Here is a 12,179-nt window from a genome sequence, read left to right as displayed (position 1 = left end):
ATATGGTAGACAGCTGTGCCAATAGACCAGACTGGATCGCTCTTTTTCGATGATAGATCCGACGTTTGCTCCGATCAGCTGCCAAAGCCGGTCGTTGCCACAAGACCGGAGTACGGATTTGCCACTCAGCGATTGCAAATTTATTGACCTGCCCAAGATCGAAGACGCACGCGGCAACCTGACATTTGTCGAAGGGATGAACCACATCCCGTTTGATATCAAACGCGTCTATTACCTCTACGATGTACCGGGCGGATCGGATCGCGGCGCGCATGCGCACAAGGGTCTGCACCAGTTCATGATCGCGATGTCCGGCAGCTTTGACGTTGTTCTGGATGACGGGTTCGACAAGAAACGCTTTCATCTGAACCGCTCATATTTCGGCATCTACATCTGCCCGATGATGTGGCGATATCTCGATAACTTCTCCTCCGGTGCGGTCTGCATGGTGATGGCATCCGCGCCTTATGACGAAAGCGATTATATTCGCGACTACACCGACTTCCGGCAGGCCGTGGGGGCAACGTGATGCAGGTTCCGTTTCTCGATCTGAAAGCGGCCTATGATGAGCTGGCAGAGCGCAGCGAACCCCGGATGCTGGAGAGCCTGCGCTCCGGCTGGTATATCCTCGGCCCGGATGTTGCCGGGTTCGAGCAGGCGTTTGCCCGCTACTGCGGCGTCTCGCATGCGCTTGGTGTTGCTAACGGGCTGGATGCCTTGCGCCTGGCACTTGTGGCGCTGGAAATCGGGCCGGGAGATCGGGTGCTGGTTCCCTCCAACACCTATATCGCCACCTGGCTGGCAGTATCGCAATGTGGCGCGATCCCGGTACCGGTGGAGCCTGATCCGGCAACCCATAATATCACGGCTGACGGCATACGCGCCGCCATGGTGCCCGGCGCCAAGGCGGTTATTCCCGTTCACCTATATGGCCAGCCCGCAGACATGACCGCGATCATGGCGGTTGCCCGCGAATTGGGGCTGAAGGTGATCGAGGACGCCGCGCAGGCGCATGGCGCGCGCTGGGACGGACGCTCCATCGGCGGAACCGGTGATATCGTCTGCTGGAGTTTTTATCCGGGGAAGAACCTCGGAGCATTGGGAGACGGCGGCGCGGTCACCACCAATGACGATGCACTGGCCGACCGGCTATCGCTGCTGCGCAATTACGGGTCTCACGAAAAATACCGCAATGAGGTTGCAGGGTTCAACAGCCGCCTCGATCCGGTTCAGGCCAGCTTCCTGACCGTGAAGCTGGCGGTGCTGGACGACTGGAACGCACGGCGGGCGCAGATCGCCGCGCGCTACCTGTCGGAATTGTGCGATCTTGGCATTGCGCTGCCCAATGTCGCGGCCAAGGCCGATCCCGTCTGGCATCTGTTTGTGGTGCGGCACCCGGACCGGGACCGGCTGGCGAAAGATCTGGCCGATGTCGGCGTCCAGACCCTGGTCCATTATCCGATCCCGCCACATGCGCAGGCGGCTTATGCTTCCTTGGGTCTGACGGATTCGATGCTGCCACTGGCAACGCAGCTGGCCCGGGAGGTGATCAGCCTACCCATCGGCCCGCATCAAAGCCACGCACAGACCGATCATGTGATCAGCTGCCTCAGGCGGCTGGCCTGACCCCTGCCCCCTGCCCAGGTCAGAGCATGGTGCCATCAGGGATTTATCGGCTGGAAAGCATTGTCGAGATGATCGACCACCTCAACCCTTGCCGGGCTGCGCAGGAGCTTTGCGTATTTGTATTTGAAGGCACCGCTGGACAGTTCCACAATCCGCCCGGCCACCCAGCCGGGGTCAAGCATGGTCGATGTGTCTTCCGTGGTGCCGTCCCAGAAATTCGTACGTATTGCTGACGGAGCGACGACCAGCACCTTGCCGATCCCCTCGCCGCGCACCAGCGCCGCCCCCAACATGCCAAGACCGGCCTTGGTCGCGCAGTAGGCAGGCATTTCGGCCTGCGGTTTACACTGTGAGCTTGAGGTGATCAGCATCAGTTTGAGCGGTCCGGACGCCTGCCGGACCAGTCGCTGGATCAGCATCATAGGCCCCAGCAATCCGACATTGGTCATCTGCGCAAGCGCGGCATCCTCTAGCGAGGCAATCGTCCCCTGCTGCAAAAAGCCCGCGCAATAGATCAGGGTCTGCACATCTCCGACCTGCCGCGCCAACCGATCCAGTTCCGTGATCAGATCGCTGGAATCCTCAGTCACCGAAAGTGCATGAAACCGTGCGCCGGTGCAGCCCGGATCGGCCCGTCCGGTGATGGTGACCCGGTGTCCCTCGGCAACGTAGTGCCGCGCCAGTGCTAGACCGACGCCAGAGCTTCCGCCGACAATCAGAATGTTCTTCTTCACAGTCACCTCGCCCCCGCATCCACGAGGCAACTGATAGCCCTGCCCAGGAGCATCCGCAACATCGCCTGCGACACCGTCGCCGATCGACACGGAGCCGGGATTCAAGGCGGATCCCAGCCCGCAACCGCTTGCGATGAACATCTGCCGGAGCCGCGGAAACCATTGTCAGGCAGCGGCCAAATCCACGCTGGAGGCTGTACTCCCTGCCACTTGGAGCGGCGGTTTGGGCCCGATTTGGCCGTTTCAACTGAACTTTAAGCACCATCTTCTAATTTAGTCGCTCAGATCTGGACGGCTCCAGCACCGGTACAAACAACGCGTTTTGCGTATCGCACAGTAACCCGAGGTGAAAATTGGTAACTAGAACAATTGAATCGTTTTACCTCGGAACGTTTTCCGATCTGGATCCAAACGAAGCCAACTTTGCATCTGAAAACTCCTCCATCCTGGTTGGCGCCACGTTCGGCAGCTCGGGCGCGCCGCTTTATGACAACATCGACAGCCTCACAGTAAACGACCTCAACAGTGACGGGCAGCTCCTTGAGAACGACAACGGACAAAGCGCCGATCAGCTGATCTATGGCGGAATATCCTCCGATATCGACAGCGCCATCGACTACAATGTCCTTGTCACCTATTCCGATGGCACCACGGCTACGACGCAGATGCTGATCCTGCAGGATACATCAGGTCGGGTGTTCCTTAACCCCTACAGAGAAGGTGACCCTGCCAACAACGTTCTCGACGACAAGCCGATCGAATCCATTCAGCTCACGTCAGTCATCGGTGACAACTACTCCTTTGCCTTTGCCGACCTCGAACAGGATGCCTTTATCGACGCCACGGTCGACGGCACCGCAGGGAATGACAGCATCGGCGCCAGCTATATCGATGCCGACGGCACCCAGATGAACGCCTATGGCGGCGACGATATCGTGGATGCTGGAGCGGGCGACGATACAATCTATGCCGTAGCCGGCAACGACAGCATCGTCGCGGGCGCGGGCAACGATATCGTCTACGGCGGAAGCGGCAGCGATACCCTGATCGGCGGAGACGGCAAAGACACGATCTACGGCGGAACCGAGGCCGACCTGATGACTGGCGGCGCAGGCGACGACGTCTTTGTCACAGGTGCTGGCGATACAGCACAGGGCGGGACCGGCGACGATACCTTCTATAACTATGCACCAGAAGGCATAGGCGGCACGATCAGCATCATCGGTGGCGAAGGGGACGAAGACGGGAATGGCGACTGGCTACGACTGACGTTTGAGGACGGCGGCGCCTGGGAAAACGATCCGCTTACCGTCACGCTAACCAGTAGCGAGGCCGGTTCCGTGACCGGTGGCAGTTCGACCATCAATTTCTCCGAGATTGAATTCATCTCCACAGGCCTTGGAAACGACACCATCGACCTGTCGAGTGGCAGCACCGGTATGCGGATTGATGCCTCATCTGGGGATGACAGCGTGACCGGCGGCACCGGCGCCGACACAATTGATGGCGGTATCGGCAACGACGTTCTAAGCGGCGGTGCCGGGGCCGACACAATCGATGGTGGTACAGGCGACGACGTGCTGGACGGCGGCGGCGGCGACGACACAATCGATGGCGGCAGCGGCAATGATACGCTTCTGGCCAATTTCGGCGCCGATACCTTTATCGGAGGTGCCGGGATTGATACCTACGATATCGTCAATTCTGATGCGTCCTATGTCAACTTCAACATCGATCTCACGACCGGTACGGACCAGCACGGCAACACCTATAGCGGGATCGAGAACATTCTCGGCGGCACAGCCAATGACAGCCTGACAGGCGACGGCGCCAATAACCTGCTGGACGGCGGCGCGGGCGCGGACACGATTTCGGGCGGTACTGGCGCTGATAGCCTGTCAGGCGGGGACGATGCCGACACGTTTGTGGTCGAGGACGGCTTTGGCGCGGACACGATCATCGGCGGCGAAGGGGTCACCACCGGCACGGATTACGACACCATCGACCTGTCCGCCGTCACTATCCCGGTCACAGTAACCTTTACCGGTACCGGCGCGGGCACGATCAGCGACGGCACCAGTACGCTCACCTTCTCCGAAATCGAGCGCGTAATCCTGGGCGATTCAGCCGATGTGGTGGACGCCACCAACGACGCAGGCGGGATCGAGATTATCGCAGGCGGCGGCAACGACACCGTGACCGGCGGCTCCGGCAACGACACGATTGCGGGCGGCGACGGGGATGATCTGATCGACGGCGGTGATGGCGACGACTTCCTCACAACCGGCCTTGGCAACGATACCCTGATCGGTGGCTCCGGCAATGACACGTTGATGAACTCCGACGGCGATGACAGCCTGGTCGGCGGTGCGGGCAATGACAGCATCGTTGCCACCGGCGGCAATGACACGCTCGAAGGCAACGACGGCGACGATACGCTTGAAGGCGGTGCTGACAATGACAGGCTGGTCGGTGGCACTGGCGCCGACAGTATGTCGGGTGGCGACGATGCTGACACGTTTGTCATTGAGGACAACTTTGGCGCGGACACGATCATCGGCGGCGAAGGGGTCACCACCGGCACGGATTACGACACGCTTGATCTGTCGGCCGTCACCGTTCCGGTCACGGTAACCTTTACCGGTACCGGCGCGGGCACGATCAGCGACGGCACCAGCACGCTCACCTTCTCCGAAATCGAGCGCGTAATCCTGGGCGACTCAGCCGATGTGGTGGACGCCACCAACGACGCAGGCGGGATCGAGATTATCGCAGGCGGCGGCAACGACACCGTGACCGGCGGATCCGGGAACGATACAATCGACGGTGGCGATGGCGAGGATACCATCGACGGTGGCGCGGGCAATGACAGCCTTCTTGGTGGACTCGGTGCCGACACTATCTCGGGTGGTGCCGGGGCGGACACGATTGACGGCGGCAACCAAAGCGATCTGATTCTGGGCGGTGACGGCAACGACGTGATCATCGACACAGGCCTGAACCTATCGGATGACACAATAGACGGTGGCTTGGGCGATGACACCATCGACGGCGGTCTGGGCAAAGACAGCCTCACCGGCGGCGATGGAAACGATAGTATCGCTGGTGGTGATGGTCAGGATACCCTTCAAGGCGGAGATGGCGCGGACTCCCTCGACGGCGGCAACAATAATGACGTGATCGACGGCGGCGCGGGTGCCGATACAATCACCGGCGGCACCGGTGCCGACACGATTGAGGGTGGCACCGGGGACGACGTTATTGACCTTGGTGCCGATAGCGACAGGGATACCCTGGGAGTGTCCGATCTTGCCGGGTCGGATATCGTGACGAATTTCGACATGACCGACAGCGGCGATGGCACCACGGTAGACCAATTCGATGTCTCGAATCTGGTCGATGCAGATGGCAATCCGGTCAATGCCTGGGATGTTGTCGTCAGCGACACCAATGGCGACGGGACAGGTGATGCGGTGCTGACCTTTGTCAACGGCGAGTCGGTGACGCTGGTTGGCGTTCAGCGTTCGCAGGTGGACAACGCCCAGAAACTCAATTCGATGGACATCCCGTGTTTCACGCCCGGTACGGTGATCGCAACACCAAGCGGCGAAACCAAGATAGAAACGCTGAAGCCCGGCGATCTGGTCACAACTCTTGAATACGGCCCGATGCCGATACGCTGGCTGGCCTTGTCGGAAGTCGCAGTTAAAACTGCGTCTCTACCGCAGAACCTCACGCCGGTCCGGATCAGGCCGGGCGTGCTGGGCAATGCACGTGCGCTGGTGGTGTCGCCGCAGCACTGCGTCCTGCTGACAGATCAGCTCACGAATGCGTCCTACTATGTGCGGGCCAAGCATCTGGCTGAAGAAACTGCATTGGCTTCTTTTGCGCGGGGTCGTCAGAGCGTCACGTATATCCATCTTATGCTCGACAAACATGCGACGCTGATCTCCAATGATATTCCGAGCGAAAGCTTCTATCCTGGGCCGATGGCTATGAAGATGATGCCGGCCGTAACTCGCCTAGAACTATACGCCCTACTCCCTGAATTGGATCAGATGCCTGTCGAACAAGCCTACGGGGCGCGAGCCGCAACCGTTCTGTCACGCAATGAACTGCAAAAACTCAACGGGCGCCTTGGACTTCTTCAAGGCAGGCGGCTGGCGGGCACCCAACCCTATTGGACTCACAGCCACAGGGGGCGCGAAACTGGCAGCCCACTAAGGTTTCACCCGATAACCAACCGCAGTTTTTGTGTCGAAAACGTCGACAGGTGACAGCCGGTTAGCGGCTCTCTGCCAGTTGGTCCTCACCCGGAAGAGACACGGTGAAATCGCAGTCCTATTCAGTCCTGCGCGTCCGCCAGCTGGTTGCGCACGATTACGTCGATCCTTGTGTCGTTGAAGCGAAAGATACCTGTTTGCTTCAGAGCATCCCGGACCGAGGTGCTTTCAGATAGCCGTTTCCAGACGGTCGGCGACGAGTATGGGGCCATACGCGGTTTGGTGGCGACGCCCATTGTCATCCCGTTCAGATATCTGACCTGTTGGCGATGCGCAGGAAACAGAATGGACTCCGACAAGAATCCATCCTCGCTGTTTGCGCTTTCCAACAGGTAGATGCGATTGCCCTTATAGGCTGCCAGCCCGGTATATTTCGTCCGTTGAACGATGCTTTGATCATCGCTCAATGCACGTTCGAAGGTATGCGAAACGATATAGCCGTCCTGTTCACGCAGCCAGATCAGCGTGCGCATGATCTTGCCTTCCCAGGTCGGCGTTGTGAAATGGCCGTGATAGAACCCCAAATACCGACGCAGCGGACCGGCCTGGTTCTCAAAAATTCTGGACAGCACGCGCGCCGGGCTTTTGCGGGAGGGCGCCGTCAATCTGTTCATCCTGCCCAGGAAGGCCGGGTGATCCAGATCGAGGTCCTGTTCGCTGATATTGAAATGCCGGGCGATGCGCCGAAGGTTGTGCGCCGAGGGCATTCCAACGCCATTGAGGTATCGATTGAATTGCTGACGGTTCAAGCCGATATCGCGGCAGACCTGCGCAATGCTGCCGTAGTCAGCGCAGAGGGATCGCAGGTTCCGCGAAAAGTTTTCCGACATGCGACAAGTCCTTCGCACATAGACGCATTGATGCTTACAAAAGCTTAAACCTGCGTACAGTCGCTTACTAGGTGGTTTTTGATTTTCGTTCCAATTTTCGCTTGTGAGTCGCAAACGGTGATCGGCGTGCAAAACGAAATCAAGACACTAGAGAATGAGTGGATCCCTCTTCCGGACGGGCGAAAACTGGCGGCACGGGTCTGGCTTCCCGCTCTGCCGGGGGCTGCGCCGGCGATCCTGGAGTATCTCCCCTATCGCAAGCGGGACGGAACCGCAGCGCGTGATGAAACCACACATCGGGTGTTTGCCGCCCATGGCTATGCCTGTGTGCGGGTCGACATTGCCGGGACCGGCGACAGCCAGGGCCGTTTTGACGATGAATATTCCGAACAGGAGCTCTGCGATGGCGAAGAGGTTCTGAAATGGATCGCAGGCCAGGACTGGTGTGATGGCCACGTCGGAATGATCGGGATCAGCTGGGGTGGCTTCAACGGCCTGCAGCTTGCGTATCGCCGACCGCCGGAATTGAAGGCGGTTGTCACCATGGCCTCGACGGCTGACCGCTATGCCGATGACATTCACTACATGGGCGGCTGCCTGCTCAGCGATAACGCCAATTGGGCAGCACAGATGTTTGCCTATCTGTCTCGCCCTGCTGATCCCGACCTGCGGCCCGACTGGCGCGATGACTGGATCGCGCGGATGGAGCTGCTGCCTGATCTTGCCGCCGACTGGCTGGCGCACCCCACACGCGATGAGTTCTGGAAACACGGATCGGTTTGCGAAGACTGGTCACGGATCGAGGTGCCGGTTCTGGCAATCACAGGCTGGGCGGACGCTTATGTCAACACGCCCCTTACCCTGGTTGAGAACCTGACTTCGCCGACCAAAGCGCTGATCGGCCCCTGGGAGCACCGATATCCGCATATCTCAAAGATCGAGGCTGCAGACGCCCATTCGGAGATCATCGGATGGTTCGACCGATGGCTGAAAGGCGAGTTGAACGGGGCTGAAACACTGCCTGCCTTGCGAACATTCGTGCAGGAACATGACAACCCGTCCGGCAAGAACCAGCCACGCAGGGGACGGTGGGTGTCAGAGGAAAGCTGGCCATCGAACACCATTCAGGAGCACATTTATTTTCTCGGCGATGGTGCGCTGTGCCCAGCGGCCAAAGCCGGGGAGGTTGATATTGCCAATCCTGCCAGCGTCGGGTCCGCCAGCGGCTATTTCTGCCCGGGGATGCGGATCGACAACGAGCTGCCGGGCGATCAGGTCGAGGACGACAGGCACTCCGCCTGCTTTGACATTTCGCTGGACGCGCCGCTTGAGATCGTTGGACGCCCGCGTCTGAAGCTGGCGTTTCGTGTTGATCAACCGGTTGCCCAGGTGGTGGCCCGGCTCTGTGATGTCGCGCCGGATGGCGTGTCGCAACGCATCACCTATCGGCCCTTCAACCTGACCCATCACAACAGCCACGAAACCCCGGACGCTTTGGTGCCGGGCGAACGCTACGAGGTTGAGTTCGAACTGAACGCCTGTGCCCATCGGCTGCGCGCGGGGCATCGCCTCCGTCTGGCGCTGTCGACATCCTACTGGCCGATCGTCTGGCCCTCGCCCAAACCTGTGACGATCACGCTGGACTGCGCGGGCAGCCAGTTGACACTGCCTCAGCGCCGCGTGGCTGGTGAACCGGAGCCTGCCAACCCCGGGCCGCCAGACAAATTTCCGACATTGGCTGCGGATGTCCTGCGCGACCCGTCGAGCACGTCACGGCGTGGAACCGACGATGAAGGACGGACAACGCTCGACGCATTTGACGATTTCGGCATGTCGCGCGATCCCTATCACGGCCTTATCAGCGGCAGCCATGTAGCGACGCATTATTCCATCCATCCCGATGATCCCGCCAGCGCCAAGATGGTGGCCGACTGGCGGTTCGAGTTCCGCCGCGACGACTGGCAGGTTCGGATCGACACGCATTCGCGCATGTCCTGCGACGAGACGCATTTCTACCTGCACCGCAGTTTGCGGGCCACGGAAGGGCCCGATGAAACCGAAGTCCTGTCAAAAGAATGGTCGCGGACCATTCCGCGCGGGCTTCTCTGAACAACCCAACGGGGAGATCACAATGAAGATCGAATGGATGAAGGCACCAACAGGACGCCGAAACTTCCTAAAAGGCGCGACAGCGCTTGGTGCGGCCGCCGCAATGCCTATGGGCTGGGCGGGGACCGCTTTTGCCCAGGATGATGGCGTCCTGCGCGTCCGCGCCTATGGCGACGCTCCGAACATGGATCCCGCGCATAGTGTCGGCGTTGTGGAAGAGGAGATCCACGCCGCAATTTACAACAAGCTGATCCAGTACAAGCCCGGCTCCGAATGGGGCTGGCAACTTGATGCGGCGTCGATGATCGAACAGGTGGACCCGACCCATATCAAATTCGCCCTGCGCGATGACATCGGCTTTACCAACGGCCATGGCGCGATGACAGCCGAGGATGTCAAATTCAGCTTCGAACGGATCGTGGCCGAGGCCACCGAAAGCCCGAACAAGCCGGATATGGGACCGCTCAGCCATGTTGAGGTCACTGGCGAGCGCGAAGGCACCATCGTGCTGAACGAGCCCTTCGCGCCGCTCTGGTCTATTGCCTTGCCCTATATCACCGGCAACATCGTGTCCAAGGCCGCGGTTGAGGCCGCTGGCGGGCGGATCGGCTCCGACCCGGTCGCCGAAAGCGGCCCCTATCTGCGCGCGAGCTGGAGCCCCAAGGAAAAGACCGTGTTGCAGCGCAACCCCAACTGGAAAGGGGACGCACCGGCCTGGGATACGATTGAAGTCTACCCGATCGACGATGAAAACACCGCCGAGATCGCATTCGAGGCAGGCGAGCTGGACCTGACCCGCGTGTCGCTAGGATCGGTCGCGCGCTACCGTGGCGGCGTTCCAAACGGCGGGACCCTCGTCGAAAACCCCTCGCTGTTCTATGTCTGGCTGGGGATAAATCTGGATCATCCGAAACTACAGAACCAGAAACTGCGGCAGGCGATCCAGCATGCCATCGACGTGCCGACAATCCTGGAGGCCTCCTACTTTGGCGCGGCGGACCCGTCGACAGGCATCATCGCACCGGGTCTGGCAGGAAACCGTGCTCAGGGTCTTGTGGCGCCGCAGGCCAACATTGAAAAGGCAAAGGCACTGCTTGCGGAATCCGGCGAGACAAATGTCTCCCTCACGCTCGATATCCTGAACAAGACGACCTACACGACGATGGCTCAGGTCATTCAGGCGATGCTGGCGCAAATCGGGATCACGCTGGAAATCAACGTTCTGGAATCCGGTGCGTTCTGGGCGAGCGGCGAAAACGAAGATCTGCAACTGGTGCTGAACCGCTTCTCGATGGCGCCTGATCCCTCCTATGCAACGGCCTGGTTCACCACTGAACAGGCAGGCATCTGGAACTGGGAACGTTTCCGCAATGACGAATTCGACAAACTCCACGCCGCCGCATCTGCGGAAACCGACAATGCAGAACGCGCTGCGATGTATCAGCGAGCGCAGGACCTGATGGAAGAAAGCGGCGCCTATCGCTTTATCACCCATGAAGCAACGCCGGTCGTGCATTCCTCGCGTGTTGTTCCGGCCCTGCGCCCGGATGGGCTTTCGCTGCTCAGATACTTCGGCAAGGCGTAACCTCCCTACGTCTCTGCGTGTGGCTGCCCTCGGGCGGCCGCACGTGATTACCCCGCCCAGAAAGGCCCGATCGATGTTCAACTTTGCTCTGAGGCGGTTTGCGCTTGCGGCGCTGATCCTCTTTGTTGCGGTAACACTCATGTTCCTGATGATCCGTGCAGTCCCCGGCGATCCGGTGCAGATCATGCTTGGTCCGCGAGCGACCCCGGAGCTTCAGGCCCGGCTCACCGCCGAACTGGCGCTGGATCAGCCGATTTGGCGGCAACTGGTGATCTTTTACAGCAACATGATGCAGGGCGATCTGGGCACCGACGTGTTTTCGGGCCGCTCGGTCACCCAGATTGTCTTTCAACAGCTTCCCTTCACGCTTGAGCTGATCTTTGCGTCGATCCTCTGGTCTGCCGCCCTCGGCATCGGGCTTGGCGCCTATGCCGCGGCCCATCCCAACACCCTGATCGACCGAAGCGTCGCGGTGCTGTCGGTGAGTTTCGTCGCGGCCCCCGCATTTGTCGTGGCGCTTTTGTCGCTTTTGCTGTTTGCCGTGCAGCTCCAGTGGTTCCCGGCGATTGGTGTCGGTGACGGGTTCTGGGACCGGCTGGATCATCTGGTCTTGCCCGCGTTTGCAATCGGGCTGAGTTGGGTCGGGTATATCGCGCGGCTTGTACGTGCCTCGATGCTGGAAGTGCTTGGTGAACACCACATCCGGACCGCCCGCGCCTTTGGTCTCTCCGAGCGACGGATCGTCATGGTCTACGCCTTGCGGATCGCCGTTCTGCCGGTCGTCACCGTGATCGGCGTCGGGATGGGCTTTCTGCTCAGTGCTGCCGTTTTTGCCGAGATCGTCTTTGCCCGGCCCGGTCTGGGCAAATTGGTGATCGATAGCATCACCACCCGCAACTACCCGATCGTCATGGGCTCGGTGCTCATCTCAACGGGGCTGTTCGTTATCTCGACCGCCGTTGCGGACCTTGTCAACGCCTGGCTGGACCCGCGCGCGAGGACCTCGACATGA

8 protein-coding genes are annotated in these 12,179 nt (G+C 60.0%); 6 read left to right on the top strand and 2 right to left on the bottom strand.

Annotated elements, in window-relative coordinates; genetic code table 11:
* Window positions 1–118: 118 nt before the first annotated feature.
* Entirely contained in the window at window positions 119–529 is a 411-nt protein-coding gene (locus VWY75_RS03520; RefSeq protein WP_416535556.1) for a sugar 3,4-ketoisomerase, read from the top strand.
* Window positions 529–1,626 (top strand): DegT/DnrJ/EryC1/StrS family aminotransferase, encoded by a 1,098-nt coding sequence (locus VWY75_RS03515; protein ID WP_340544480.1) that lies wholly within the window; start codon window positions 529–531, stop codon window positions 1,624–1,626. Before VWY75_RS03520 ends, VWY75_RS03515 begins: the two co-directional genes overlap by 1 nt.
* 35 nt (window positions 1,627–1,661) lie before the next feature.
* Here VWY75_RS03515 and VWY75_RS03510 read toward each other — a convergent pair whose 3' ends face one another.
* Window positions 1,662–2,501 (bottom strand): SDR family NAD(P)-dependent oxidoreductase, encoded by an 840-nt coding sequence (locus tag VWY75_RS03510; RefSeq protein WP_416537268.1) that lies wholly within the window; start codon window positions 2,499–2,501, stop codon window positions 1,662–1,664.
* A gap of 212 nt (window positions 2,502–2,713) precedes the next feature.
* Here VWY75_RS03510 and VWY75_RS03505 point away from each other — a divergent pair, with 212 nt between their 5' ends.
* Entirely contained in the window at window positions 2,714–6,637 is a 3,924-nt protein-coding gene (locus VWY75_RS03505) for a Hint domain-containing protein (protein ID WP_416537267.1), read from the top strand.
* Between the two features lie 68 nt (window positions 6,638–6,705).
* Here VWY75_RS03505 and VWY75_RS03500 read toward each other — a convergent pair whose 3' ends face one another.
* Entirely contained in the window at window positions 6,706–7,473 is a 768-nt protein-coding gene (locus VWY75_RS03500) for a helix-turn-helix transcriptional regulator (RefSeq protein WP_416541610.1), read from the bottom strand.
* Window positions 7,474–7,599: 126 nt separating this feature from the next.
* On the opposite strand from VWY75_RS03500, the gene VWY75_RS03495 reads away from it, so the two are divergent.
* From VWY75_RS03495 to VWY75_RS03485, 3 genes are all read left to right on the top strand, one after another.
* Window positions 7,600–9,582: a CocE/NonD family hydrolase gene (locus VWY75_RS03495; RefSeq protein ID WP_416537265.1), complete on the top strand. Its 1,983-nt coding sequence runs from the start codon at window positions 7,600–7,602 to the stop codon at window positions 9,580–9,582.
* Between the two features lie 22 nt (window positions 9,583–9,604).
* On the top strand, window positions 9,605–11,167 hold the full coding sequence (locus VWY75_RS03490; RefSeq protein WP_416537264.1) for an ABC transporter substrate-binding protein: 1,563 nt from the start codon (window positions 9,605–9,607) through the stop codon (window positions 11,165–11,167).
* A gap of 73 nt (window positions 11,168–11,240) precedes the next feature.
* On the top strand, window positions 11,241–12,179 hold the full coding sequence (locus VWY75_RS03485; protein ID WP_416536542.1) for an ABC transporter permease: 939 nt from the start codon (window positions 11,241–11,243) through the stop codon (window positions 12,177–12,179).

It is taken from the genome of Phaeobacter sp. JH20_08 (assembly GCF_048056635.1).
GTDB classification, from domain to species: Bacteria; Pseudomonadota; Alphaproteobacteria; order Rhodobacterales; family Rhodobacteraceae; genus Phaeobacter; species Phaeobacter bryozoorum.
This window is presented reverse-complemented; position numbering and strand designations above follow the sequence as displayed.

Coding starts and splice junctions, on each gene's coding strand:
- VWY75_RS03515 (WP_340544480.1), top strand. CDS start 529: ATGCAGGTTCCGTTTCTCGATCTGAAAGCGGCCTATGATGAGCTGGCA.
- VWY75_RS03510 (WP_416537268.1), bottom strand. CDS start 2,501: ATGTTCATCGCAAGCGGTTGCGGGCTGGGATCCGCCTTGAATCCCGGC.
- VWY75_RS03500 (WP_416541610.1), bottom strand. CDS start 7,473: ATGTCGGAAAACTTTTCGCGGAACCTGCGATCCCTCTGCGCTGACTAC.
- VWY75_RS03490 (WP_416537264.1), top strand. CDS start 9,605: ATGAAGATCGAATGGATGAAGGCACCAACAGGACGCCGAAACTTCCTA.
- VWY75_RS03485 (WP_416536542.1), top strand. CDS start 11,241: ATGTTCAACTTTGCTCTGAGGCGGTTTGCGCTTGCGGCGCTGATCCTC.